This window comes from Actinobacillus genomosp. 1 (genome assembly GCF_029774175.1).
In the GTDB taxonomy this organism is placed as follows: Bacteria; Pseudomonadota; Gammaproteobacteria; order Enterobacterales; family Pasteurellaceae; genus Actinobacillus.
Genome location: NZ_CP103834.1, coordinates 1,237,353 through 1,263,840 on the forward strand (window position 1 = coordinate 1,237,353; position 26,488 = coordinate 1,263,840).

General features: G+C 41.1%; 22 protein-coding genes. 6 read left to right on the plus strand and 16 right to left on the minus strand.

All coding sequences use genetic code 11. The features are described 5' to 3' along the window. Window positions 1–77: 77 nt before the first annotated feature. The 11 genes from NYR63_RS05595 to NYR63_RS05645 all read right to left on the minus strand — a co-directional run bounded on the left by NYR63_RS05595 (window position 78) and on the right by NYR63_RS05645 (window position 13,192). Window positions 78–1,055: an NAD(P)H-dependent flavin oxidoreductase gene (locus tag NYR63_RS05595; RefSeq protein WP_279456628.1), complete on the minus strand. Its 978-nt coding sequence runs from the start codon at window positions 1,053–1,055 to the stop codon at window positions 78–80. A gap of 169 nt (window positions 1,056–1,224) precedes the next feature. Next, on the minus strand, window positions 1,225–2,364 hold the full coding sequence (locus NYR63_RS05600; RefSeq protein WP_279458541.1) for an NADH-dependent flavin oxidoreductase: 1,140 nt from the start codon (window positions 2,362–2,364) through the stop codon (window positions 1,225–1,227). Window positions 2,365–2,563: 199 nt separating this feature from the next. Next, window positions 2,564–4,012 (minus strand): tRNA uracil 4-sulfurtransferase ThiI, encoded by a 1,449-nt coding sequence (thiI, locus tag NYR63_RS05605; protein WP_279456629.1) that lies wholly within the window; start codon window positions 4,010–4,012, stop codon window positions 2,564–2,566. A 187-nt stretch (window positions 4,013–4,199) separates the two neighbouring features. Then, the gene (gene purA, locus NYR63_RS05610) at window positions 4,200–5,498 is read right to left on the minus strand and encodes an adenylosuccinate synthase (protein WP_279456630.1); all 1,299 of its coding nucleotides are present in this window, start codon (window positions 5,496–5,498) and stop codon (window positions 4,200–4,202) included. A gap of 188 nt (window positions 5,499–5,686) precedes the next feature. Then, window positions 5,687–6,574, minus strand: a complete 888-nt coding sequence (hflC, locus tag NYR63_RS05615) for a protease modulator HflC (protein WP_279456632.1) — start codon at window positions 6,572–6,574, stop codon at window positions 5,687–5,689. A gap of 2 nt (window positions 6,575–6,576) precedes the next feature. Then, complete coding sequence (gene hflK, locus NYR63_RS05620) at window positions 6,577–7,767, minus strand: FtsH protease activity modulator HflK (RefSeq protein ID WP_279456633.1); 1,191 nt, start codon at window positions 7,765–7,767, stop codon at window positions 6,577–6,579. 177 nt (window positions 7,768–7,944) lie between these two features. Beyond that, window positions 7,945–8,262, minus strand: coding sequence for a thioredoxin (trxA, locus tag NYR63_RS05625; RefSeq protein WP_005597935.1), 318 nt, complete (start codon window positions 8,260–8,262; stop codon window positions 7,945–7,947). Window positions 8,263–8,397: 135 nt separating this feature from the next. Further along, window positions 8,398–9,690: a nucleobase:cation symporter-2 family protein gene (locus NYR63_RS05630; RefSeq protein ID WP_279456634.1), complete on the minus strand. Its 1,293-nt coding sequence runs from the start codon at window positions 9,688–9,690 to the stop codon at window positions 8,398–8,400. A 161-nt stretch (window positions 9,691–9,851) separates the two neighbouring features. Beyond that, window positions 9,852–11,003 (minus strand): methionine adenosyltransferase, encoded by a 1,152-nt coding sequence (gene metK / locus NYR63_RS05635; RefSeq protein ID WP_014991856.1) that lies wholly within the window; start codon window positions 11,001–11,003, stop codon window positions 9,852–9,854. Window positions 11,004–11,284: 281 nt separating this feature from the next. Beyond that, a complete protein-coding gene (locus NYR63_RS05640; protein WP_279456635.1) occupies window positions 11,285–12,466 on the minus strand; it encodes a DUF4230 domain-containing protein in 1,182 nt (393 codons plus the stop codon). 33 nt (window positions 12,467–12,499) lie between these two features. Then, window positions 12,500–13,192 (minus strand): hypothetical protein, encoded by a 693-nt coding sequence (locus tag NYR63_RS05645; protein ID WP_279456636.1) that lies wholly within the window; start codon window positions 13,190–13,192, stop codon window positions 12,500–12,502. A gap of 230 nt (window positions 13,193–13,422) precedes the next feature. Between NYR63_RS05645 and NYR63_RS05650 the strand changes: the two genes are divergently transcribed. The 5 genes from NYR63_RS05650 (at window position 13,423) to argE (ending at window position 19,276) form a co-directional block, all read left to right on the plus strand. Beyond that, on the plus strand, window positions 13,423–14,322 hold the full coding sequence (locus tag NYR63_RS05650) for a homocysteine S-methyltransferase family protein (protein WP_279456637.1): 900 nt from the start codon (window positions 13,423–13,425) through the stop codon (window positions 14,320–14,322). Window positions 14,323–14,413: 91 nt separating this feature from the next. Beyond that, window positions 14,414–15,829 (plus strand): basic amino acid/polyamine antiporter, encoded by a 1,416-nt coding sequence (locus NYR63_RS05655; protein WP_279456638.1) that lies wholly within the window; start codon window positions 14,414–14,416, stop codon window positions 15,827–15,829. Between the two features lie 95 nt (window positions 15,830–15,924). Next, window positions 15,925–17,331: a basic amino acid/polyamine antiporter gene (locus tag NYR63_RS05660; RefSeq protein WP_279456639.1), complete on the plus strand. Its 1,407-nt coding sequence runs from the start codon at window positions 15,925–15,927 to the stop codon at window positions 17,329–17,331. An 8-nt stretch (window positions 17,332–17,339) separates the two neighbouring features. Then, on the plus strand, window positions 17,340–18,119 hold the full coding sequence (locus NYR63_RS05665; RefSeq protein ID WP_279456640.1) for a permease: 780 nt from the start codon (window positions 17,340–17,342) through the stop codon (window positions 18,117–18,119). A gap of 14 nt (window positions 18,120–18,133) precedes the next feature. Next, entirely contained in the window at window positions 18,134–19,276 is a 1,143-nt protein-coding gene (gene argE / locus NYR63_RS05670; RefSeq protein WP_279456641.1) for an acetylornithine deacetylase, read from the plus strand. 78 nt (window positions 19,277–19,354) lie between these two features. Here argE and NYR63_RS05675 read toward each other — a convergent pair whose 3' ends face one another. Then, complete coding sequence (locus NYR63_RS05675) at window positions 19,355–19,999, minus strand: OmpW/AlkL family protein (RefSeq protein WP_279456643.1); 645 nt, start codon at window positions 19,997–19,999, stop codon at window positions 19,355–19,357. Window positions 20,000–20,260: 261 nt separating this feature from the next. On the opposite strand from NYR63_RS05675, the gene clpB reads away from it, so the two are divergent. Further along, window positions 20,261–22,834 carry an ATP-dependent chaperone ClpB gene (gene clpB / locus NYR63_RS05680; RefSeq protein ID WP_279456644.1) on the plus strand — a complete coding sequence of 858 codons (2,574 nt, stop codon included), beginning with the start codon at window positions 20,261–20,263 and terminating at the stop codon, window positions 22,832–22,834. Window positions 22,835–22,954: 120 nt separating this feature from the next. Here the strand turns inward: clpB and arsC are convergent, their stop codons facing one another. From arsC to purM, 4 genes are all read right to left on the minus strand, one after another. Then, entirely contained in the window at window positions 22,955–23,359 is a 405-nt protein-coding gene (gene arsC, locus NYR63_RS05685; RefSeq protein ID WP_279456645.1) for an arsenate reductase (glutaredoxin), read from the minus strand. A 111-nt stretch (window positions 23,360–23,470) separates the two neighbouring features. Then, entirely contained in the window at window positions 23,471–24,898 is a 1,428-nt protein-coding gene (gene aspA / locus NYR63_RS05690) for an aspartate ammonia-lyase (protein ID WP_279456646.1), read from the minus strand. A 141-nt stretch (window positions 24,899–25,039) separates the two neighbouring features. Beyond that, window positions 25,040–25,321 carry a DUF1294 domain-containing protein gene (locus NYR63_RS05695; protein ID WP_279456647.1) on the minus strand — a complete coding sequence of 94 codons (282 nt, stop codon included), beginning with the start codon at window positions 25,319–25,321 and terminating at the stop codon, window positions 25,040–25,042. 73 nt (window positions 25,322–25,394) lie between these two features. Continuing rightward, window positions 25,395–26,432 (minus strand): phosphoribosylformylglycinamidine cyclo-ligase, encoded by a 1,038-nt coding sequence (purM, locus tag NYR63_RS05700; RefSeq protein ID WP_279456649.1) that lies wholly within the window; start codon window positions 26,430–26,432, stop codon window positions 25,395–25,397. Window positions 26,433–26,488 lie beyond the last annotated feature (56 nt).

Genomic DNA, 26,488 nt, shown 5'->3' on the forward strand with positions numbered 1-26,488 from the left:
ATCAAATGAGTTTTGCTAATTTTGAAAATATAGGGGTAAAAAATACCGCCTGAAACCCAAATCTCAGGCGGTAAAGATTATTTGAGCCAACCAGTCAATTCTTCAACAACTTCCGCTACGGATTTGACGGCGTGAATGCTACCGATACCGTTGCCGACAGAAATATAACCTTCATCAAAATTGCCGTCTAGCATACCGAATTTCATGCCACGCAAGCCGCCCATTAACGTATTAATCTCTTCTTTGCTTGCACCTGCTTTATCCATTTCGGCGAGTTTGTCTGCGAGTGGGGTTGAAAGCGAACGGTAATAATCTGGCACGGTGCGGAATAGCAGTAAATCTTGTCCTGTTGCCGCAATAACTTTTTCTTTAGCTGCATCGTGCATACGGCTTTCGGTGGTGGTTAAAAATGCTGAACCAACAAATAAACCTTCTGCACCTAAGGCAAATGCAGCTTTAGCTGTACGGTGGTCGGCAATGCCACCTGCTGCCATAACGGGTACGTTTTGAGTAGCATCGGCAATCAATGGCACGATAGAGAATGTCCCCATCACTTGTCCTGGTAATGTACCGCCTTCGTCAAAACCTGTCGCAACGATAACATCCGCACCAGCGGCTTCAGCTCGTCGGGTATTTTCAGGCGTTGGGTTAATATCTCGATAAACAATTTTCACGCCAGCTGCTTTTAAATCTGCGAATAATTCAGGAATGATTCCGCCTTCGCCATAGCCAGTATAAACCACCACAGCCACTTTTTCTTGTTTAATGACTTCTACTTGCGGTGGTGTCCACACACTTAATGCACCGTCAATAATCACGTTTACGCCGAAAGGCTTATCCGTTAAAGCTTTTGTTTTACGGATCTCTTCACGCAATTTTTCTGCCGCACCTTCTGGGGTGGATTCCGCTTGGTGTAAGCCTGCATTTGGTCCTAATACACCCAAGCCACCAGCATTACTCACCGCTGCCACAAGACGTGCGTCTGTCAGCCAAGACATTGGTCCTTGGATAATCGGTTTTTCAATACCTAAAATGTTACAAATACGATTTTTCATTGTTAATTCCTTACATAACGGGTTAATTTGTAGTTATTTTAGTAGTTTATTTTTTCTGAAAAAGCCAAAGAAAAATAAAACAGTTTTGCTAGTTTAGAAAAAATAGAGTGATGAAAAAGCGGTCAAATTCTGCAAATTTTTTGCAAAAAATGACCGCTTGTCGTTTTAGTTAAAAATGATTGGTTCTATATCTCACACCATTTTGTTTTGACGGTGGAAAGAAATCCGTGCCAGCCATTGTGCCTTGTAGCATTGCTGGGGTGTAGCGGTAGTAATCTGCTTTTTCCCAGTCGAAGGTACTTTCAATTTCTGCTTCTCGTCCAGTCTGGATCAGTTCCACGAGATTCGGGTTGAGCATAATGCTTTTACCGATTGAAACGCTTTCCACCCAGCCTGTTTGGTAGGCGTTAAGCATATCGTCTGCAGTGTATAAATTACCTGAGGCAAAGAACGGCATTCGTCCGTTGATACGGTCGTGTACCACTTGCACTCGGGTAAGATTGCTATCAGCCCCACGGCGAACTTTTTTGTAGAAATCCCATAATGAAATATGCAAATATTGCAACGGTTTTTCCAACAATGCGTCCACTAATGCGAGGGTTTCTTTCATTGTAATGCCATCTTCACCGGGTTCTTCAGGCGAGAAACGGTAGCCAATGATGAAATCAGGGCGGTTATATTTTTTACGCATTTCATCAATTTTATCCACAATCGCTAACGGAAAACGCATTCGTTTTTCCAAATTTCCGCCCCAGTAATCCGTGCGAAGATTGGTTGCCGCCGACATAAATTGTTGAATAAGCCAGCCATTTGCACCGTGAATTTCTACACCGTCAAAGCCTGCTTTCATCACTAATTCTGCGGCATAGGCGAAACTGTCCGCCATTTCCCACACTTCCTGTTCTGTCATCGTACGGAATCGCCCGTACAGATCGCCAGTTGGGGCTAGCACGTCGTATCCTTGGGTCATCGAACGTTCGGCACGACTGCCAGAATGGGCAATCTGTACCACTGCTTTTGCCCCTTGTGCGTGGGCGATTTCAGCATATTCACGCAAGGTAGGTAAATGGCGTTCATCAAAAGCATTTGGGCTTTCAAAGCCAATGCCACTTGGGTGAACATTGGTAAAAGGCATAATAAACAAGCCAAAACCTTCAAAACGATTTTGCCAAAAACGGCGACCTGCTTCGGTCATTTCACCGTCTTCACCAGAATCGTAAATGGTTAAAGGGGCAACAGTTAGGCGATTTTTGATTTCTACGCCATTGTTGAGTATGTAAGGGGTAAATAATGGGGTATATTTTTGAATTCATCATTTTCTTGTTCTCCGTATGGGTTTGCACGTTTGTGCGTTTCGTTGAGGTGCAATTTTACGGATTTATTTTTGATAAAAAAGCAACGAGAAATTAAATGAGTTTTGCTAAATTGGAAAATATAAATAATGAAAAAGCGGTCAAATTTTACAAATTTTTTGCAAAAAATGACCGCTTTTAAAGTTGCTAAAATAATTAGTGTCGGAACACTTTTACATTACTAAAGCCATTCTCTTTGAGATAAAGCGCTTGTAATTTGCTCATTACTCCACGTTGGCAATAAAGTAAGTAGTTTTTCGATTGATCCAACGAAGCGAACTGGCTTGAAAGTTTATAGAACGGCATTAATTTTACTTCTACACCGTCCAAACTAAACGGTGCTTCATCGGTTTCTTCCGGGCTACGAATATCTAAAATAATATCGTTTTCCGTTAATTCGGAAGTAGTTTCAACCGACACAACCTCTTGTTCCGTTTGTTGAGCAATCTCACGAATATCGAGGAACTGTGCGTTTGCCACCGCTTGTTCCAACACTTCAAAATTGAAATGCCCCTCTTCTTCCACAATTTTGCTTTCAATCGCTTTCACCGTCGGATTTTTCGAGATGACGCCACAAAATTCCGGCATAGATTTAGCAATATCATCGGTGCCTATTTCTTTTGCCATGGCGATAATTTGTTCTTTATCGTGTGTGATTAACGGACGTAATACCAATGTATCGGACGCTTTGTCGATTAAACGTAAATTGGTTAAGGTTTGGCTTGAAACCTGACCTAACGCTTCGCCGGTTACGATCGCTTGAATATCGAAACGCTCGGCGATTTTACTTGCAGCACGCACCATCATACGTTTTAACACCACGCCCATTTGACCATTATCGACTTTCTCTAAAATTTCGCCGACTACATTTTCAAAATTAATCGCCACAAAACGGACTTTGTGTGAAGTGCTGTAACGGCTCCAAATATGGTACGCCATTTGTTTTACACCGATTTCGTGCGCCGCACCGCCTAAATTAAAGAAGCAGTAATGTACACGTGAGCCACGACGAATCAGCATATAGCTTGATACGCCGGAATCGAATCCGCCGGAAATAAGTGATAATACATCTTCTTGCGTACCGATCGGATAACCGCCTAAACCTTCGTGACGAGCATTGATCAGCAACATTTTATCGCCGTCAATATCAATACGCACGGTTACATCCGGCTTGGTTAATTTCACACGAGCCGATTCAATATGTTGATTTAAACCGCCACCGACATATTTTTCTACGTCTAACGAACGAAATTCGTGTTTACCTTTACGGCGAACACGCACGCAGAACGTTTTGCCTTCTAACTCATCACGTACTTTTGCCAAGGTATTTTCAAAAATATCGTGCATCGTCACAAACGGCATTTCTTCCACTTCTAAAATATGGTGAATACCCGGCGTACGTTTCAGTAATTCCAATACCAACGGCGCTTCTTCCGCCACTTTGGCACGCACTTCAATAAAGTCCCAGTTACGAATCACCGCTACATTTTCGGTTTCACGCAATAACACATTGCGGATATTGGAAGTCAAAATTTTGATAAAGCGTTTACGAACCGAATCGCTTTTAATCATAATTTCAGGGAAAAGTTTAATAATAAATTTCATTTTTCGGTTTCACTACGGAAAATAAGTTGCCCAAACAAGCGGTTAAATTTCGCTAAAAATTTGCAAATTTAACTGCTTTTCAGACAAGTATCAAAAAACAATTACCACGGAAAGCACAGAATACACAGAAAATTCCGTGAACTCCGTGTTTTCCGTGGTAAGAAAACAACTTAAAATTTAAACGAAATTACGCCGCAAATGGGTCACGTAAGATCATTGTTTCCACACGATCCGGACCAGTTGAAAGAATATCAACCGGCACACCAACAAGCTCTTCAATACGTTTGATGTAATCTAACGCCGCTTGTGGTAACTCTTCACGTTTAGTTACACGGAAGGTGTTTTCAGACCAGCCCGGCATTGTTTCGTAAATCGGCTCAACACCTTCCCAATCTTTCGCTGCCATCGGTGCGTATTCTACGATTTCACCATTTGGCATTTTATATGCGGTACAGATTTTTAACTCTTTGAAGCCGTCTAATACGTCTAATTTTGTCATACAAAAGCCTGAAATCGAGTTAATTTGTACTGCACGGCGTACAGCTACCGCATCAAACCAACCACAACGACGAGGACGACCGGTTACCGCACCGAACTCGTTACCTTTACGAGCGATTTCCGCCCCTACCTCATCAAATAATTCCGTGGTGAACGGGCCGCTACCCACACGAGTACAGTATGCTTTGATGATACCTAATACGTAGTCAAGATTACGAGGACCAAAACCTGAACCGGTTGCAACACCGCCTGCCGTCGTATTTGAACTGGTTACAAACGGATATGTACCGTGGTCGATATCTAACATCGTACCTTGCGCACCTTCGAATAAAATATTCACGCCGTCTTTGCGCGCTTGGTGAAGTAAAGTGGTTACGTCCGCCACCATACCTTTAATCACATCGGCAATCGCAAATACATCGTCTAAAGTTTTTTGGAAATCTACCGGTTCAACTTTATAGTAATGTACTAATTGGAAGTTGTAGTAATCCAAAATATCTTTTAATTTTTCAGCAAATGCTTCTTTATCAAATAAATCACTCACACGTAAACCGCGACGAGCCACTTTATCTTCGTATGCCGGACCGATACCACGACCGGTTGTACCGATTTTATTTTTACCTAGTGCCGCTTCACGCGCGTGATCCATTGCAACATGGTAAGGAAGAATTAATGGGCAAGCTTCTGAAATTTTTAAACGCTCACGAACGTTAATACCACGTGCTTCTAATTCGCCCATTTCTTTCATTAACGCATCCGGAGAAAGTACCACACCGTTACCGATTAAGCAGGTTACATTATCACGTAAAATACCGCTCGGAATAAGACGAAGAACAGTTTTTTCACCATTGATAATTAAGGTATGGCCCGCATTGTGACCGCCTTGATAACGAACCACGTATTTTACACGATCCGTTAATAAATCTACGATTTTACCTTTCCCTTCATCGCCCCACTGAGCGCCGAGAATAGCAACACTTTTACCCATAGGAATTGCCTCTTTAGTTAGTTTTGAATTGAATTGGTATGCTCACTCCAAACATACAAACAACAAGCGGTTAAATTTTCTGAGAAATTTACTAAAAAACGGATAAATCCGACCGCTTGTTATGCTCTGTTTTCAGAGAGAAATAAAAAAGTTAAAGACCCGATATCGATCGGGTCTTATAGATACAATTATTTTGTCGGTGCTTTCATAAAGCGGAAGAACTCGCTGTCCGATTTAAGTAACATCATATTGCTTTGATCTTTCGCAAAGCTGTTTTCGTATGCCTTTAAGCTACGTACGAAGCTATAAAACTCCGGCTCTTGGCTGAATGCGTCCGCATAAATTTTTGCAGCTAACGCATCGCCTTCACCGCGTAAAGTTTCAGAAGTTTTCTTCGCTTGCGCTTCAATCAGCACCACTTTCTTATCGACTTCGGCACGGATAATTTCCGCCTTTTCTTCACCTTGTGAACGGTGTTCGCTTGCAACTGCGGCACGTTCCGCGCGCATACGCTGATAAATTGAAGATGAAACTTCATTCGGTAAATTGATCTGTTTTACACGAACATCGACCACTTCGATACCGAGTTTCTCGGCACCGTCATCGCCGTCATTTAATGCTTTTTGCGCACCCGCCATTAATTCGCCGCGAGAACCGGATACGATATCTTTAATCGTACGAGAACCGATCTCAGAACGTAAACGGTCACCGACTTTACGTTTTAACAGATCCGAAGCACGCTGAGCATCACCACCGGTTGCCGTATAAAACTTACCGAAATCGCTGATACGCCATTTTACGTAAGAATCAACTAATAAGTCTTTTTTCTCAACCGTTACAAAGCGATCTTCTTGACCGTCTAAAATCTGAATACGCGCATCCAATACTTTCAAGTTATCAATAAACGGGGCTTTAAAGTGTAAGCCCGGCGCATAAACCACCACTTTTTGGTCTGCGTCACGATGCACTTTATTAAAGCGCAACATAATGCCACGATAACCTTCCGGTACGATCGTAATACAAGAAATCACCACAAAAGCAATGAGAGATAAAATAGGTAATAAGAATTTACGCATTTTTAAAATCTCCCCTTACGTACCGGTTCTTCTTGTGTACTTGCTCCGGAAGTTTGTGCCGGTTGTTGGATTACTTGCGGTTGCTGAACGACGATTGGTGCCGTCTGTTTTACCGATTCGGAAGCGGTCGGTTTAGCCAATAATTTATCCATTGGTAATACGTTTAAGTTATTACCGTTACCGTCCATAATCACTTTCGGCGTGTTTTTCATTACTTTTTCCATCGTTTCGATATATAAACGCTCACGCATTACTTTCGGTGCCGCTTTATATTCCGGTAAAAGTTTAGAGAAACGCTCTACTTCACCTTTCGCTTCCAATACGATTTGATCCTTATAAGCTGTCGCTTGTTCAACAATACGTTGTGCTTGACCACGAGCAATCGGTTCACGACCGCGTGCGTAAGCCTCCGCTTCACGGATCAAACGCTGTTCGTCTTCTTGCGCTTTAATCGCATCATCAAACGCGTCTTTCACCTCTTCCGGCGGACGTGCCGACTGGAAGTTTACATCGGTAACCAATAAACCCATATCATAGGTTTTGATAATATCACGCAAAGTTTGCCAAGTTTTTTCACGAACCGTCGCACGACCTGTCGTTAAAATATCGTCCATCGACATATGACCGATCACATAACGTAACGCACTATCGGTCGCTTGCTTTAAACTGTCATCCGCATCACGCACGCTAAACAGATATTTAGCCGGATCTTCGACACGGTACTGAACGGTCATTTCTACTTGAACCATATTTTCATCTTGCGTCAGCATTGATCCGCTGGTTTTTAACTCGGAAACACGTTCGATATTGACCGGAATCACTTCATCGACAAAAGTCGGTTTCCAGTTTAAACCCGGCATAACAATATCGTTTAACTTACCGAAGCGAGTAACGACACCGCGTTCCGCTTCTTTAACCGTATAAAAACCGGAAGCACCCCACACAATTACAGCAAAAATTGCGGCAAGCGGGAATAATTTTCCAAAACTTTGCGGATGGCGAGAATTATTTCCCTTATTACCTCCACCCATTTTTTTCAATAGCGAGCTAAAAGCCTCCTCTAAATCCGGCGGCTCTTGGCGATTATTCTGTTTTTCAGGCTCCTGTTGAGACCCCTGCCCTTGTTGCTCAGGCTTTTTTTGACCCGGTTTACCCCACGGATCCTGCTGATTGCCTGACTCATTCCACGACATAAATTTCTCCAAAATAAAAAATTTCTGTACGCCTATTTAAAATAACGTAACTTAGGGATTGTACCTATTTGCGCCTAATTTGGCTAGGCTTTATAGAACAAATAGCGGTCTTTTTTAACAATTTTTTTGCAAATAAAAAGGGCGAGAAATTACCCGCCCTCATTTATAAATTGAAGATTAAAGTGCTTGTTCAACAAATGCGCTTAATTGTGATTTCGGTAATGCGCCGACTTGCGTTGCAACCACTTCACCGTTTTTGAAAAGAATTAATGTCGGGATTGAACGAATACCGAATTGTGCCGGAATTTGTTGGTTCTCATCCACGTTTACTTTTGCGATTTTCGCACGACCTGCGAACTCTTCCGATAATTCGTCTAAAATTGGCGCAACCATACGGCAAGGACCACACCATGGTGCCCAAAAGTCTAATAATACCGGTACGTCTGATTTTAAAACTTCTTGTTCAAAAGTTGCGTCAGTCACTTGTAAAGTCATAATTTGTTTTCCTTATTAATAATTCGAAAAGAAAACGCCACTTAACCGTGGCGTAAAGTTACTTCGTAAGATAAGGGTTAGTTTACCGAATTTCAAGTAAGTTTTCCCAATTACTTCGATTATTGATTCTGATATTTATTCTTTATCTTCCGGCAAAACTAAATTCAGAATAAGAGCCAATAAAGAGCCGACCGTGATGCCTGATCCGAATACTTCTTTAAAGAAACTCGGCAATTTATCTAATAATTCGGGACGAGTGGTTACCGCTAAACCGCAACCGATTGAAATCGCAATAATTAAACCGTTACGTTTTGAACGTTCCACTTTATCCAACATTTGAATACCGGCGGCAATAATCATCGCAAACATCATTAAACCCGCACCGCCTAGCACAGGGCTAGGAATCGACACGATTAATGCGCCTAACCAAGGGAATACGCCGGCTAACACCAGCAATACGCCCATAATGGTTACCACATAACGACTTGCTACACCGGTTAGGGAAATCACCCCGATATTTTGCGCAAATGACGAGAACGGCGTAGTGGACATAATTGCCGCAAATGCGGAGCCTAAGCCGTCACACAATACCCCACCGCGTAAATGCTTACCGGTAATTTCCGTTTGCGTTGCATTACCTAAAGCTAAGAAGTTACCGCTTGATTCGACAATCGTCACTAAATAAGCAATCGACATCCCGATAATCCCTGAAATCGGGAAAGCCAAACCGAAATGCAACGGCTGCGGAATCGCAAACGCATCTGCATTTTTTACCGCATCAAAGTTAATCCAACCTAGAGCTAACGCCACTACATAGCCGACCATCATACCGATTACAATCGCAGCCGCCGAGAAAATACCTTTGCCCCATTGCACTAAGATCACAACCAGCACAAGTACAAAAGTCGCCATCGCAAGATTTGCTGGATCCGCATAATGCGGGTCACCTTTTTGGCCGCCGGCGAACCAATCCACTGCAACCGGAATTAAGCTTAAACCGATCATCATCACCACTACGCCGGTCACGACAGGCGGGAATAATTTACGCACATACGGCATAAAGAAACTGCCGATAATCATCACTAACGAACCGACTAACGATGCCCCCATAATACCGGCAACACCGTGTTCGCTAAAACCGATCGCAAGTGCCGCTGCAACGAAAGTAAAACTAGTTCCCATTACACTCGGTAAACGTAAACCGATAGGCCCGATACCTTGGCATTGAATAATCGTCACAATACCTGAAACCAATAACGCCGCGTTTACCAACACAATCGTATCCGGTGTCGGAAGTTTTAACACATTACCGATAACAAGCGGAACGGCGATAATACCGCCGAGTGCAGCCAACAGATGTTGTGCCGCTAAAAGAAGGGTTAAGCCGAAAGGCGGTTTGGAATCAACGGGATAACGTAAATTTTGCATAAATGCCTCAAATTAAAAAAATTGGGGCGAATTATACGCTTTTACATTCCGTTGCGCAAACGTTTGCCTTTATTCCGAATAGCAAAAAATAAGCGGTTGGATTTACAAATTTCTCTGTAAATTCAACTGCTCTACTTCGTTTAAGTTATATTAACTTAAAATTATAAACCTGCGCCGGCACGTAATGCTTCCGCTTTATCCGTTTGTTCCCATGGAAAGTGTTCACGACCGAAGTGACCGTAAGCCGCCGTTTCACGGTAGATCGGACGGATTAAATCTAACATTTTGATTAAGCCGTACGGACGTAAATCAAAGTTTTGATAGATCAATTTCACTAATGTTTCGTTTGAAACTTTACCCGTACCGAAAGTTTCCACCATAATTGATGTCGGATCCGCCACACCAATTGCATAAGAAAGCTGGATTTCACAACGATCCGCTAAACCTGCCGCCACGATATTTTTTGCTACATAACGTGCTGCGTATGCTGCAGAACGGTCCACTTTTGACGGGTCTTTACCGGAAAACGCACCGCCACCGTGACGAGCTGCACCGCCGTAAGTATCTACGATAATTTTACGACCGGTTAAACCACAGTCACCCATCGGGCCGCCAATCACGAAACGACCGGTCGGGTTAATGAAGTATTTGGTGTTTTGGCTTAACCATTCGCTTGGTAATACCGGCTTGATGATTTCTTCCATCACGCCTTCCACTAAATCTTTTTGTGAAACGTGTTCAGCATGTTGAGTTGAAAGCACTACCGCATCAATCCCTACGATTTTGTTATTTTCGTAAGCGAAGGTTAATTGGCTTTTCGCATCCGGACGTAACCAGTCTAATTTGCCTGATTTACGTACTTTCGCTTGTTGTTCCATTAAGCGGTGAGCGTAAGTAATCGGTGCCGGCATTAATACATCGGTTTCATTGGTTGCATAACCGAACATAATACCTTGGTCACCCGCACCTTGCTCTAACGGATCCGCACGGTCAACACCTTGGTTAATATCCGGAGATTGTTTACCAATCGCATTTAATACCGCACAAGAATGCGCATCAAAGCCCATATCCGAATGAGTATAGCCGATGTCGCAGATCACTTGACGGGTTAAGTTTTCGATATCCACCCATGCAGAAGTGGTGATTTCACCGCCGACTAACGCCATACCGGTTTTTACATACGTTTCGCACGCTACACGTGCTTTCGGGTCTTGTTTTAAAATTTCATCTAACACCGCATCCGAGATTTGGTCTGCAATTTTATCCGGATGTCCTTCTGATACTGATTCTGAAGTAAATAAATTAATCGCCATTGTTGTTACCTTTAATTCGTTGATTTATAACATTATATGCACTAGGCAAGCGGTCGAATTTTGCAAAAATCTTACAAATTTCGACCGCTCGTACCGAATTCTAATTAGCCGTTTTTCCGTCTAGACGGCTATAATAGACTTTTTTAGATGAGTGTCAAACCATTTATTCAAAAAAACGGCAATGTCTATAATTTTGATCAGGTCTTCATATAACTCATCCGAAACAAAAAATGCTACTTGCTTTAGTCGAGTAGCATTAAGTTTCAACTATTTTTTAGCTATTAAGATTTTTTAGGTTCTTGAGGTTTTACTATAGGCTGTGTAGGTTTCTGTATTTCAGCTTTTTCAAATTGAATATCATACTTCCCTTTTACTCCCGGAATTAATTCAATTAATTCTACAATCGCTTTTTCAGCTGTTTGTCTAGCTTCTTCCGGTAAAGAACTTCCATTCATAATATCATGTTCTATTTGAGTACGTTGCTTAGCCTTTAAATCAGAAAATGTTTTAATATCCCAATCTTTTGTAAAGATTCTTGCCGTTTCATCATAAACTTTAAGTGAATTATCATTAATGTCATGAGCAATAAATTTTACATTCCCTAAACCGGAAATCATAATTTTATTACCGCTAATATCCACTTTAATATTATCCAATTCAACACCTAGAACTGCCATACCCTCATAAGACACAATTAAACGAGCATAGTTAAAAGGAATAAAATCGGTTTCTTTATTTTTCTCGATCATCAGAATATCTTTATAGTGATATTTTAATGTCGTTAGTTCCTTAACATGCTTCACTCTTTCGCTGATTAATGTTGAAGTGATAACAGGCTGAGAATCCTTGTGATAAAAAGCGTAACCGAAATAGGCAATTGCCGCAAAAATCCCTAAAATAATAAGTTTACGAACAAGATCTGCCGAACCATTTGCAATACCGACTATTTTTTCTATATTTGATAGAAATCCACCAGACTCCGATTTTCGAGATTCTTCCGGCTTATTAGGAGGTTCTTGTCCTGATTTTTGATTACTTTTTGCTTCAGTTTCTTGTTGCACTGTATTCATTTCCTGAGCTTCGGATTGTTGTTTAACTTCTTCCGAGCCTGTAGAATCAAAAAGCTGCTGTAATTTCTCTTGTGCTTGTTGAGTATGTTCTTTTGTCACGGAATCTGAAACTTTTGCTAAAACAGCAAGGATTCCTGCGAGATCATCCGAATAACCAACAGCAGGAGTAACATCTGGAATAAGATCAATAGGTAAAATCAAATAACCTAACACGCTAAAAATAAGCGTTTTATCCATTATCGGTGTATTACTATCCGTTCCCGAATAAAAAAGAACAAGTGCTTTTTCTATAAGCTCTTTGCCGATAGAAATTAAGTTATCCTTAATTTTATCCCAAAACTCATTTTCCGAGTAATTATCTTTGTATTTTAGATAATCATTAACATCTGACATAAGAAACAACTCCAATTAGGTAAGAAAATTTAATTAAATAATGAAATTGGTAAAATCAGTATCCAAAATACAATCAATTAAGAAAGCAAATGGATAACATAAAATCTTGATTGGATTTAATGTTAAATTAACTGAATCTTCAATCAAAACCGGAACCACAAATAATCTGAATGTTACAAAGTAAATGATAAGAATCATAAGTGTAATCAACGTTTTTAATACAATCATTTGGTATGTTGCCATTAAAGATTGTTGTGTAATATCAGAAACAATTTCTCTCTCAGAGCTACCGAATAAATTGTTTAAAGTACGTGTAAAAAAGTTACTATTTCGTAATTCTTTACTTACTTCTCTCTGTATTTCATTCTCAATTTTATATGTCACAAATTTCTTAAAACTACGTAACTTAATAAACAAGAGATAATCAGGTATCAATTTAATTTGTTTATAGGTTGTTTTGAGTAAGGATTCTGCACAAACTATACAAATTAAGAGAATGGCAAACTTTCTCGAAATGAATAAAGAAATGAAATAGGATGATATAAAAATACCGACATTTATTAAAATACCGATAACCGTACTTTTTATTAACTGAGATAACCCGCTATGAATTTGTGTTTGTGCAGTTTTACTACCTTCAGAAATTCCTTGAGAAACTTGGCTTGAAACAATAGCTTTCAATACTGATGCTGATACAACTACAGTAGCTGCTATAATAGGTAACATAAATTTTTCCGAAATATTTATATACAAAACTATTTGATATTATTTTACTCTCAAAAGACATTCACATGTTGTCAGCAAGCAGCATGATTCTATATCTGTCAAAATTGGCTTTACATTATATTATTTACTCTTACAAATATCTAGCAAATTGGAGCCAAAAACTTCATTGTCACCGATACATTTATGATACATTAAACACTTTCATTTTTAGTTTTAAAACAGAGAAGACTATGCTATCTCCTATCACAATCCTAGACGGCGGTATGAGCCGTGAGTTAATGCGTTTGAACGCACCTTTTAAACAGCCGGAATGGTCTGCGTTATCCCTTTATGAAAAACCGTCTGCGGTGCAACAAGTCCATGAAGATTTTATTGCAAACGGTGCAGAAGTGATTACGACCAATAGCTATGCAGTTGTGCCATTCCATATTGGCGAACAACGTTTTAGTGCAGATGGCAAAATGCTTGCCGATTTAGCCGGTCGTTTAGCCAAACAAGCGGTTAAAAATAGCGGAAAACCTGCAAAAATTGCCGGTTCATTACCGCCGATGTTCGGCTCTTACCGTGCCGATTTGATTCAAGCGAATCGTTTTGCGGAAATCGCTCAACCGATTATTGACGGGCTTTCGCCCTATGTGGATATCTGGTTATGTGAAACGCAAAGTGCGATTATTGAACCGACTTCAATTAAGCCGTTATTGCCAAAAGATAACCGCCCGCTTTGGGTTTCGTTTACCTTAACCGATGATGAGCCAACACCGGAGCCGCAACTACGTTCTGGCGAGCCTGTAGCCCTTGCGATTGAAAAAATGGTGGAATTAGGCGTTGATGCGATTTTATTTAACTGCTGTCAGCCGGAAGTCATTGAACAAGCACTATCGATAACCCAATCTATTCTAACAGCCAAAAATGCAACACATATCCAAACCGGTGCGTATGCAAATGCGTTTGCGCCACAACCAAAAGATGCAACCGCCAATGACGGTTTAGACGAAGTGCGTAAAGATTTAACCCCTGAAGCCTATCTTGCATGGGCGCAAAAATGGGCGGCACAAGGCGCAACCATTGTCGGCGGCTGTTGCGGTATCGGGATCGAATACATCAACACACTAGCGAAACATTTAAAATAACCGAATAAGCGGTCAAAATTGGCAATTTTTTGCAAAAAATCAGCAAAATTTAACCGCTTGTATCAAGCACAACACCAAAATAAGGGCAATTATGTCAAACAAAAAAATTGGGTTACTTTCTTTAACCGCTCTGGTTCTCAGCTCCATGATTGGTTCCGGGATTTTCAGCCTGCCGCAAAATATGGCAGCGGTCGCCGGCGGTGAAGCGTTAATTCTCGGCTGGATCATTACCGGCATCGGAATTATTTTCCTTGGGCTTTCTTTCTTCTTTATTTCTCGTCTGCGTCCGGATTTAGACGGCGGTATTTATACTTATGCACGAGAGGGATTCGGTGATCTTGTCGGTTTTTTATCCGCTTGGGGTTACTGGCTGTGTGCGACGATCGGGATTGTCGGCTATTTAGTGGTGGCATTCGAAGGGATTGGTTCATTTACCGACACGGAATCCAAAATTATTTTCGGGCAAGGTAATACACTTGCTTCTTTTATCGGCGCTTCAATTATCGTGTGGTTAGTTCACGCTTTAGTAGCAAGCGGTGTAAAAGAAGCGGCAACAGTAAACTTGGTTGCAACCTTTGTGAAAGTTTTCCCGCTCGTGCTATTTATCGGTTTGGCAATTTGGTACTTCAAAGGTGAAACGTTTAACCAAGATTTGCAAGGATCAGCATTAAATAACAGCGTGTCGGAACAGGTGAAAAACACGATGTTAATTACCCTTTGGGTGTTTACCGGTGTGGAAGGGGCTTCCGTGTTATCTGCTCACGCTAAAAAGAAAAGTGATGTAGGTTTGGCGACCGTACTTGGGATTCTGATCGCATTGGTTTTATACATTGCAATTACTGTGCTTTCACTCGGCATTTTACCGCGTGAAACGATTGCGGAGATGTCAAACCCGTCAATGGCAGGTTTATTAGAAACGATGATTGGCTCAAGCGGTAAGATTTTAATTACTTTTTGCTTAATTGTGTCGGTGCTTGCTTCTTATGTAAGCTGGACAATGTATTCGGCGGAAGTACCTTATCGTGGTGCGAAAAATGGCGCGTTCCCGAAAATTTTAGATAAATTAAATGCGAATGAAGTGCCGATCAATTCACTTTGGTTTACCGGTTTTGTGGTGCAATTCTGTTTATTCCTTGTGTTATTAACCGGTAAAAGCTACAACGCATTATTATTGATTTCGACCTCAATGATCCTTGTGCCTTATTTCTTAATCGGTGCATATTTATTGAAATTATCATTCCAACAAAATTCAGCGTGGTATATCAAACTGACCGGTTTTATCGCATCGGTTTACGGCTTATGGATTGTCTATGCGGCTGGGTTAGATTACTTATTATTATCGGTACTACTCTATGTACCGGGCATCGGTTTATTCCTTTATTCACGCTATCAGCATCAAGGCAAAACCTTAAATTTAACCGCATTTGAAAAAATCTTATTAATCTTAATCGGACTATTATTTATCTGGGCGGTTTACAACAGTTTTACCAATGTTGATTGGAGCTAAAAAATCTCAGTCCTCTCCTGTTTCGGCATTAGAGGATTTTTTATTTTTATGCTAAATTATGCGGTTTGTTTGAATAACAATTATAAGGGCATTCTATGTCAAAAGGCAAAATCGGTCTTTTCTCTTTAACCGCATTAGTACTTAGCTCAATGATCGGTTCCGGTATTTTCAGCCTTCCGCAAAATATGGCGGAAGTTGCTGGTGCCGAAGCATTACTTAGCGGTTGGCTTATTACCGGTATCGGAATTATTTTCTTAGGTCTATCTTTCTTTTTTCTCTCTCGTATCAAACCGGAATTGGAAGGCGGCGTCTATACTTACGCTCGCGAAGGCTTCGGCGATTTGGTCGGCGGATTATCCGCTTGGGGCTATTGGCTCTGTACCGCTATCGGCAGTGTCGGCTATTTAGTGGTTGCCTTTGAGGGGTTGGGGGCTTTTGTCGATAGCGAAAATCAAACTATTTTCGGACAAGGGAATACGGTAGCCGCTATTTTCGGGGCTTCGATTATCGTTTGGTTAGTCCATCATTTAATTGCTCGAGGAATTCGTGAAGCGGCATATGTAAACTTGATCGCAACTATCGTAAAAACCTTACCGCTCTTTTTATTTATCGGCTTAGCCGTTTGGTTTTTCTCACCGGAGCAATTCGTACAGGATTTTAGCGGCGTTAAACTCGGCACAACCCAATTAGAACAAGTAAAAGGCACAATGTTGATTACCCTTTGGGTGTTTGTCGGAGTGGAAGGGGCTTCCGTACTTTCCGCCCATGCCAAAAAGAAAAGTGATGTCGGCTTAGCCACCATTTTAGGTATTCTGATTACACTGGTGTTATATGTGGCGATTACCGTACTTTCCCTCGGCATTTTGCCTCGTGAAGTGATTGCCGAAATGCCGAATCCATCTATGGCGGGGTTAATGGAACAGATGATTGGTACAAGCGGTAAGATTATTATCACTTTTTGCTTAATTGTATCGGTATTAGCCTCTTATATGAGCTGGACGATGTTTTCATCGGAAATCCCTTACCAAGCGGCAAAAACCAAAGTTTTCCCGAAAGTACTAAACCGTACTAATATTAACGGCACGCCGATTGCCGGTTTATGGCTGACGAATATTGCGATTCAAATCAGTCTGTTGCTAGTGCTGTTTACCGGCAAAGGTTACAGTATGTTAATTCAGCTTTCGACTACGATGATTTTGGTACCTTATTTCTTAGTCGGTGCTTATTTATTCAAAGTGGCGATGAAACAAAACGAAGCGTGGTATATCAAACTTACCGGTGCAATGGCATCCGTTTACGGTTTATGGATTGTCTATGCGGCGGGATTAGATTATTTATTGCTCTCTGTTGTATTATACGTACCGGGGCTTGCTCTCTTTTTCTATTCTCGTAAACAGAACGGTGAAAACCTTAATTTAACTCGCTTTGAAAAAAGTTTATTAGTGATGATTAGCGTGCTTTTTATCGGAGCAATTTATACGCTTCTCACCAATTCATTCTAGGGCAAAATATGAAAACAACATTGGTTAATCAAGCGGTTGCTTTTCTACGTATTTTTGCAAATAAAGTGGTTGAAATTTCCCATCAATTACAACTCTTTTTTGCCAACGGTTCTTTCGGAATCGCCGTTTATCCGTTGCTGATGCATCCGATTATTCGGGGAAGTACGCGCTTTATTGTGATTCTATTAGCCGTTTTGCTGTCATTTATCGGCGTATTTTATACACTCGCCGAGTTTGTTTCGGCGTTATTTAGCGAATCTTCGTTGATAACCTATGCCAGACATACCGTTTTAGAATTACTAATCCCGCTTGGTTCGGTAATTGACGGCAAAACCAATAATTTTTCGCCGTTATATCAAGTCATGAATGCGGTATTCAGTCTGCAAGGGTTATGTTTTGCGGTTGCTTATCTTGCGGTAATCTTACAGCTCTCTCGCCGTAAATATTGGTTGTTGGCGTTAATTTTTGCCGCGTTCTTTACTATCGGTATGAGCTTGATTCCGTCATCCCAAGCGAAAATAACCGCCGGCGGATTACAAAATTTAGGTGCAAGTCTTACTTATTTATTCGGTAATTTGGCAATTGTTATGGCGGGAATTGATATTGTTAAACCGCAACTTGTTTGGCTACGCCGCTTTAGTATTCAAGCCGGTCTAATCGGCGTACTTTGCGTATTGATCACGATCTTTTTTCCAAATATGCTGACCCCGATACTTGAACGAGTAGCCATCTATGCGGTTATGATTTGGGAAATTCTCGCCGGTCTTGCAATGTTAAAACGTAAATAAAAAGAGAAAATATTATGGCAAACACAAAATTTATCGAACGCTATCGCAACTTAATTGCACTACCGACGATTTCCAGTTTAGAAGCGGCGGAAGATCAATCCAATAAGCAACTTATCGAATTACTGGCGACATGGCTTGCCGATTTCGGCTTTAAAACCGAGATTATCCGAGTGGAAGGCAGTCGTGATAAGTATAATTTATTAGCCACTTACGGTGAGGGTGAAGGCGGTTTATTATTAGCCGGACATACCGATACCGTGCCGTTTGACGAAGGTAAATGGACTTTCAACCCGTTCGCATTAACCGAACAAGACGGCAAATTCTACGGTTTAGGCACTGCGGATATGAAAGGTTTTTTTGCTTTTATTGTCGATGTGGTTAGCCAAATTGATTTAAACAAATTAACCAAACCGTTACGTATTCTCGCTACAGCCGATGAAGAAACCACCATGCTTGGCGCGAGAACCTTCGCTCAACATACGCATATTCGCCCTGATTGTGCGATTATCGGCGAGCCGACTTCTTTAAAACCGATTCGTGCGCATAAAGGGCACGTTGGCGAAGCGGTCAGAATTACCGGCAAAAGCGGTCACTCAAGCGATCCGGATCGCGGCATTAATGCGATTGAATTAATGCACCAAGCGACCGGTTATCTGATGAATATGCGTAATCAATTACGTGAAAAATATCATAATGATCTGTTTAAAGTGCCTTATCCGACGATGAATTTCGGCAATATCCACGGTGGCGATGCGATTAACCGTATTTGTGCCTGCTGCGAGCTGCAATTTGATATGCGCCCGTTGCCAAATCTGCCGGTCGAAGATTTATATGCGATGGTCAATGAAAATCTGAAACCAATGTTGGAACAATACGGCGATCTGATTGAAATTCGCCATCTGCACGACGGTATTCCCGGTTATGAGTGTGAACATTCCGCGCAAGTGGTACAAGTGGTTGAAAAACTGTTAGGTGAAAAATGTGATGCGGTAAACTATTGTACCGAGGCCCCGTTTATTCAACAGCTCTGCCCGACGCTTGTGTTAGGCCCGGGATCTATCGAACAAGCCCACCAACCGGATGAATTTTTAGAAACAAAATTTATTGAGCCGACCCGAGAATTGCTCACGAAAATGATCCTACATTTTTGTGCTTAACAAGCGGTCGTTTTTGAAAGATTTTTTACAAAAAAGGGAGCGATTAACGCTCCCTTTCTCATCACAGTTTAAAAATACTTAGAATTTGTAGCTAATACCTGAGAATAATACAACAGGATCAAGTGTGATTGGTGTACTAATATGTGTACCACCAACATCATAATCTGCAGTTGTTTTGATACGTGTGTACCAAGCTGCCGCGTTGAATGATAGATTGTCCGTTAATTTCACATCAACACCTAAATTTACAATCGGTGCTACAGAATGTTTTTTAACACGTAAGTTTTGTACCAATTGTGGTTTTAAACTTTCAGCACTGAAAAAGCGAGTATAGTTTAAACCGGCACCAACGTATGGACGAACTGTCGCATTAGAATCAAAGAAATAATATTGTAAGTAAAGACTTGGCGGAAGTTGTTTAACTTTTGCTACTTCGCCTAAATCTGTCGCCCCTAATTTACCGGTAATTTTATGTGAAAATGGCGTTGCCGCTAATAATTCAAGACCTAGATTATCACTTAACATATAAGTACCGGTTAAACCAAGCTGAATATTATTATTTACATCTAAGTTTACATCCGCTCCTGTTTGATAATCAGAACTTGAATTTGCTACAACACCAATAGCACCCGCACGTAAGATAACATCGCCCGCTTGATGTGCCATTGCCGAACCAGCTAATAACGCACTACCTAATACTGCCGCTAATACTGTTTTTTTCATTTTTAACCTCTTGTTGTTTTTCTTAAAATACGAAAGTAACCAACTCGTTACGTTAGTAACATTCTAAGAACAATTTAGCTAACTTTTATTGACAAGAATCAAATATACGCCATTTTAGTACCTACAACGAGGTACTAATTTATTTTTTGTGATCTTTTTCACATTTTCACTTGAAATAAGTTCGACTAGCTCCATTTATTACAACGTTGAAGCGGTATAAATTCTGCTCGATACAGATTAATGAAATTTAGGAGTAAAAATATGAATTTCGAAAAATTTACTACCAAACTGCAAGAAGCTCTTGCAGAAGCCCAATCTTTAGCTATCGGAAAAGATAATAACTATATTGAACCCGCCCATTTACTTTATGCGTTAGTGAAACAGCAAGACGGCTCTATCGCCCCGTTATTTACCGCACTCAATGTACAACCACAACGAATGTTGAGTGAATTAGAGACGATTTTAAACCGCTTACCGACCGTATCCGGCGGTACGACACAGCCGTCACAGCAACTGATTCGCCTGTTAAATCAATGTGATAAATTGGCGCAACAATTCGGTGACAGCTTTATTTCATCGGAATTATTCGTGCTTGCCGCACTGGACGATAACGGCGATTTAGGCAAATTATTAAAACAATTTGGCTTGACTAAAGAAAAAGTAAACGCAGCAATCAGCCAAATTCGAGGAGGAGAAAACGTGAATAATCAAAACGCAGAAGAAACCAGACAAGCTCTTCAAAAATACACTATTGATCTTACCGAACGTGCTAAAGCCGGTAAATTAGATCCGGTTATCGGACGTGATGAAGAAATCCGCCGTGCGGTACAAGTTTTACAACGCCGCACTAAAAATAACCCGGTATTAATCGGTGAACCGGGCGTTGGTAAAACGGCGATCGTAGAAGGCTTGGCACAGCGTATTGTAAACGGCGAAGTACCGGAAGGCTTAAAAAATAAACGTGTGCTTTCTCTTGATATGGGTGCATTAATTGCCGGTGCAAAATATCGTGGCGAATTTGAAGAACGTTTAAAAGCGGTACTTAATGAGTTAGCCAAAGAAGAAGGTCAGGTTATCTTATTTATTGATGAAATTCACACTATGGTCGGTGCGGGTAAAACGGACGGTGCAATGGATGCCGGCAACTTACTCAAACCGTCTCTTGCTCGCGGCGAATTACATTGCGTTGGGGCAACTACGCTAGATGAATATCGCCAATATATCGAAAAAGATGCAGCACTTGAACGTCGTTTCCAAAAAGTGTTAGTGGACGAACCGACCGTTGAGGATACGATTGCGATTTTACGCGGTTTGAAAGAACGTTATGAAATCCATCACCACGTACAAATTACCGACCCGGCAATCGTAGCGGCGGCAACCCTTTCGCACCGTTATATTTCCGACCGTCAATTACCGGATAAAGCGATCGATTTAATTGATGAAGCGGCGTCCAGTTTACGTATGGAAATCGATTCTAAACCTGAGCCGTTGGATAAACTTGAACGCCGTATCATTCAGCTTAAATTGGAACGCCAAGCGTTACAAAAAGAGGAAGATGAAGCAAGCCGCCAACGCCTTGCAAAATTAGATGAAGAATTGACCGCTCGTGAGCGTGAATATTCTGAATTGGAAGAAGTTTGGAAAGCGGAAAAATCGGCTCTACTTGGTACGCAACATATCAAAACCGAGTTAGAAAATGCCCGTATTGAAATGGATCAGGCTCGCCGTGAAAGTAACTTCGAGAAAATGTCCGAATTGCAATACGGTAAAATTCCGGCATTGGAAAAACAATTACACGAAGCGGTAAAACGTGAGGAAGAAGGCAGTGAAAATCAACTACTTCGTACCAAAGTCACCGAGGAGGAAATCGCAGAAGTGCTTTCAAAAGCGACCGGTATCCCAGTTTCCAAAATGATGGAAGGCGAGAAAGAAAAACTGTTGCGTATGGAAGAAGTGTTACACAGCCGTGTCATCGGACAAAATGAAGCGGTGGAAGCGGTGGCAAATGCGATTCGCCGTAGCCGTGCCGGATTGTCGGATCCGAATCGCCCGATTGGTTCGTTCTTGTTCCTTGGTCCGACCGGGGTTGGTAAAACCGAACTTTGCAAAACCCTAGCGAATTTCTTGTTTGATGATCCGGATGCGATGGTACGTATCGATATGTCGGAATTTATGGAAAAACACAGCGTCTCTCGTTTAGTCGGCGCACCTCCGGGCTATGTCGGTTATGAAGAAGGCGGTTATTTAACCGAAGCGGTTCGTCGCCGTCCGTATTCCGTAGTGTTACTCGATGAAGTGGAAAAAGCTCATCCGGACGTGTTTAATATCTTGCTGCAAGTGTTGGATGACGGTCGTTTAACCGACGGACAAGGTCGTACAGTGGATTTCCGCAATACGGTAGTGATTATGACTTCAAACTTAGGTTCGCATTTAATCCAAGAAAATGCTTATAAAGGATATGATGTCGTGAAAACGATGGTGATGGAAGTTGTCGGTCAGCATTTCCGTCCAGAGTTTATTAACCGTATTGATGAAACCGTTATGTTCCATTCATTAGGTCAAGAACATATTCGTGCGATTGCTCGTATTCAATTGCAACGTTTAATCGCTCGCCTTGCGGAACGCGGTTACGAAGTGACGGTTACGGATGCGGCATTAGACCACATCGGCAAAGCCGGCTTTGACCCGTTATTCGGTGCAAGACCGCTCAAACGTGCAATTCAGCAAGAGCTTGAAAATCCGCTTGCACAACAGATCTTAAGCGGTAAATTATTACCGAACAGCCCAGTTGTGGTGGACTATCAAAATGACCGATTAAGCATTAGCAACAGCTAATTCCATAAACAAGCGGTCGAGTTTGCAGAAAATTTTGCAAATTCGACCGCTTTTCTTTTAGGCGTTATGGCGATTAATCCACCAGACTAACGATAACATAACCGGTATTTTAACCCGTTCTTACGGCTCAATCACTCCACCGTCTTCTTTAGTAAAAGGTTTATCCAATGAAACCGGTGAAATTTCCAAAAATTCTTCAGACGGGCGACAAAGTCGAACACCTTTACTTGTGATAACAATCGGACGATTAATCAAAATCGGGTCGGCAAGCATTGCAGCAATCAGTTCGTCATCACTCAGTTCTGTTTGAGCTAAATTTAATTTCTCATAGGCTGGTACATTTGTACGCAGTAATTCTCGAACATTGATACCCATTGCCGAAATTAAACGACGTAAAGTAGCTTCATCAGGTGGCGTTTCAAGATAATGAATCACTGTCGGTTCAATCCCTAAATGGCGAATTAATGCCAACGTATTACGTGATGTTCCGCATTTAGGATTGTGATAAATCGTGATTTTTTCCATATGCTCTCCAATACTTCAAACCACTGAAATATTCAATAAAAAAATAGCGGTCGTCTTTGCAAAAAGATAGCAAAATACGACCGCTTGTCAGTTTATAAAACTAAGCTGAAACTACTCTTCTTCAGTAAATTTCGCCGCTTTATAAGTCGGGTTCATTAAGTTTTCAACTGAAAGAATATCGTCTAATTGCGCTTCTGTGAGTAAGCCGCGTTCTAATACCACTTCACGCACACCTCTGCCGGTTGTTGCACAGATTTTACCAACAATATCACCGTTATGGTGACCGATAAACGGATTGAGATAAGTCACGATACCGATTGAGTTAAACACGAAGTTTTCACAGATTTCTTTATTAACTGTGATGCCATCAATACATTTATCACGTAAATTCACACAAGCATTAGCAAGAATATCAATAGATTCAAACATCGCTTGACCGATTACCGGTTCCATTACGTTTAATTGTAATTGACCAGCTTCTGCTGCAAAGGTAACAGTCGTATCGTTACCAATTACTTTAAAGCAAACTTGGTTCACGACTTCCGGCACAACTGGGTTTACTTTCGCCGGCATAATGGAAGAACCTGCTTGTAATTCCGGTAAATTGATTTCATTTAAACCGGCACGTGGGCCTGATGAAAGTAAACGTAAGTCGTTACATACTTTTGAAAGTTTAACCGCTGTACGTTTTAACGCACCGTGTACCATCACATAAGCACCGCAGTCTGAGGTTGCTTCAATTAAGTTTTCTGATAAAACACAAGGCAAACCGGTTACTTCCGATAAATGTTTAACCACTAATTCCGAATAACCTTCCGGTGTATTTAAACCGGTACCGATTGCAGTTGCGCCTAAATTCACTTCTAACAATAATTTAGCGGTACGTTTTAAATTACGTACTTCTTCTTCCAATAACACAGCGAAAGCTTTAAATTCCTGACCGACTGTCATTGGTACCGCATCTTGTAACTGAGTACGTCCCATTTTTAACACGTCTTTGAATTCTTCCGCTTTTGCTTCGAAACCTTTTTGTAAGTAACCTACTTTTTTAATTAAATGCAAGATACTGTTATAGACCGCAATACGGAAGCCGGTAGGATAAGCATCATTGGTTGATTGGCTTGCATTGACGTGATCCATCGGGTTAATCACGCTATATTCGCCTTTTTTATGACCTAATAACTCTAAAGCTAAATTTGCTACTACTTCATTAGTATTCATATTAACCGATGTACCGGCACCACCTTGATATACATCTGATGGGAACTGATCCATACAGCGACCTTTAACTAAAATTTCGTCACAAGCCTCTACAATCGCTTTCGCGATTTTTTTCGGAATTGCACCTAATTCACCGTTTGCTAATGCGGTCGCTTTTTTAACCATCACCATACCGCGAACAAATTCCGGTACATCGGAAATGGTGTTATTTGAAATATTAAAATTCTCAACCGCTCTTAGTGTGTGGATACCCCAATAAGCATCAGCCGGAACTTTTCTTTCGCCTAATAGATCCACTTCAACACGTACATTACTCATAACTCACCTCAATAAATAAAAAAATAACAGGTAATAAATTCGGTAGAGATCATAATGATTTCGCATAAAAAGAAATGTGATCTAAATCACATTTCGCAGAATAGAGTACAGGATATAAATTGAGGTTTCGGATTAGAAATTCTAATGATTAAATATCAAGAAGTAGTAAATGCTCGGTACGCCGATAATCCAAAACAAACCGGATATAATCACTGCGGCGTGAAATTGCCAATGCTTGGTTTTATGACGAATATATTTCATCGCCAAGAAAGTCCCGATAAACCCGCCGACAAAACAAAGAAAAAACAAATTGGATTCCGGAACCCGCCATGTTTTATTGACTGATTTTTGTTTATCTGCATACATCAGATAAAAGCTGATGAGATTGATAACAAGAAAGTAAATTGAAAGAAAAATCGCCATTACAAAAAACTCCTAGAAAAAAACCGCTTGTAGTATAGCTACAAGCGGCTCGATTTCTGAATGTTTTTACAAACTAGATGATTTCAACTTGTTCCGAACCTTCACCTAGGTTTTCAATTTTACCGATTACCCAAGCGTTTTCACCCGCTTGTTTTAATACGGCTAATGCAGTTTCAACGTCTTTTTCCGGTAATGCGATAACCATACCTACACCACAGTTAAAGGTACGATACATTTCATAACGGCTGATGTTACCTTTTTCTTGTAACCATTTGAATGCCGCCGGCCATTCCCATGATTTTTCATCAATAACCGCTTTTGCAGTCGCCGGAAGTACACGCGGAATATTTTCCCAGAAACCACCGCCGGTTAAATGTGCGATTGCATGTACATCCGCCTGTTTAACCAATTGAAGTACCGATTTTACATAGATTTTGGTCGGAGCTAATAAATGCTCGCTTAACGGTTTACCTTCTAAGGTATCGGTTGCCGGATTCGCACCGCTTACGTCAATGACTTTACGAATTAATGAATAACCGTTTGAGTGCGGACCGCTTGAAGCTAATGCAATTAATACATCGCCCGCTTTAACCGCAGAACCGTCAATAATTTCGGATTTTTCCACCACGCCGACACAGAAACCGGCTAAGTCGTAATCGCCCGCATGATACATTCCCGGCATTTCCGCCGTTTCACCGCCGACTAACGCACAACCTGAAATTTCACAGCCGTCCGCAATGCCTTTAATCACATCCGCCGCCACATCGACTTCCAATTTACCGGTTGCATAGTAATCTAAGAAAAATAAAGGCTCAGCACCTTGTACCACTAAATCGTTTACGCACATTGCCACTAAATCTTGACCGATAGTGTCATGCTTGTTGAGGTCAATCGCTAAACGTAATTTAGTCCCGACACCGTCAGTACCCGATACTAAAATAGGCTCTTTATATTTAGTCGGTAGTGCGCATAATGCTCCGAAACCGCCTAAACCGCCCATCACTTCCGGACGGCGAGTACGTTTTACATCACCTTTAATACGTTCTACTAATTCGTTACCGGCATGAATATCTACGCCGGCGTCTTTATAACTAAGTTGTGTATTGCTCACAGATAACCTCAACAAAAATAAGAAAATGCAATTTATTATAACACAATGCAATCGTT

Coding starts and splice junctions, on each gene's coding strand:
- hflC (WP_279456632.1), bottom strand. CDS start 6,574: ATGCGTAAATTCTTATTACCTATTTTATCTCTCATTGCTTTTGTGGTG.
- NYR63_RS05630 (WP_279456634.1), bottom strand. CDS start 9,690: ATGCAAAATTTACGTTATCCCGTTGATTCCAAACCGCCTTTCGGCTTA.
- NYR63_RS05595 (WP_279456628.1), bottom strand. CDS start 1,055: ATGAAAAATCGTATTTGTAACATTTTAGGTATTGAAAAACCGATTATC.
- metK (WP_014991856.1), bottom strand. CDS start 11,003: ATGGCGATTAATTTATTTACTTCAGAATCAGTATCAGAAGGACATCCG.
- hflK (WP_279456633.1), bottom strand. CDS start 7,767: ATGTCGTGGAATGAGTCAGGCAATCAGCAGGATCCGTGGGGTAAACCG.
- NYR63_RS05655 (WP_279456638.1), top strand. CDS start 14,414: ATGTCAAACAAAAAAATTGGGTTACTTTCTTTAACCGCTCTGGTTCTC.
- NYR63_RS05640 (WP_279456635.1), bottom strand. CDS start 12,466: ATGTCAGATGTTAATGATTATCTAAAATACAAAGATAATTACTCGGAA.
- purA (WP_279456630.1), bottom strand. CDS start 5,498: ATGGGTAAAAGTGTTGCTATTCTCGGCGCTCAGTGGGGCGATGAAGGG.
- NYR63_RS05665 (WP_279456640.1), top strand. CDS start 17,340: ATGAAAACAACATTGGTTAATCAAGCGGTTGCTTTTCTACGTATTTTT.
- argE (WP_279456641.1), top strand. CDS start 18,134: ATGGCAAACACAAAATTTATCGAACGCTATCGCAACTTAATTGCACTA.
- arsC (WP_279456645.1), bottom strand. CDS start 23,359: ATGGAAAAAATCACGATTTATCACAATCCTAAATGCGGAACATCACGT.
- NYR63_RS05695 (WP_279456647.1), bottom strand. CDS start 25,321: ATGGCGATTTTTCTTTCAATTTACTTTCTTGTTATCAATCTCATCAGC.
- thiI (WP_279456629.1), bottom strand. CDS start 4,012: ATGAAATTTATTATTAAACTTTTCCCTGAAATTATGATTAAAAGCGAT.
- clpB (WP_279456644.1), top strand. CDS start 20,261: ATGAATTTCGAAAAATTTACTACCAAACTGCAAGAAGCTCTTGCAGAA.
- NYR63_RS05645 (WP_279456636.1), bottom strand. CDS start 13,192: ATGTTACCTATTATAGCAGCTACTGTAGTTGTATCAGCATCAGTATTG.
- aspA (WP_279456646.1), bottom strand. CDS start 24,898: ATGAGTAATGTACGTGTTGAAGTGGATCTATTAGGCGAAAGAAAAGTT.
- NYR63_RS05675 (WP_279456643.1), bottom strand. CDS start 19,999: ATGAAAAAAACAGTATTAGCGGCAGTATTAGGTAGTGCGTTATTAGCT.
- NYR63_RS05650 (WP_279456637.1), top strand. CDS start 13,423: ATGCTATCTCCTATCACAATCCTAGACGGCGGTATGAGCCGTGAGTTA.
- NYR63_RS05660 (WP_279456639.1), top strand. CDS start 15,925: ATGTCAAAAGGCAAAATCGGTCTTTTCTCTTTAACCGCATTAGTACTT.
- trxA (WP_005597935.1), bottom strand. CDS start 8,262: ATGACTTTACAAGTGACTGACGCAACTTTTGAACAAGAAGTTTTAAAA.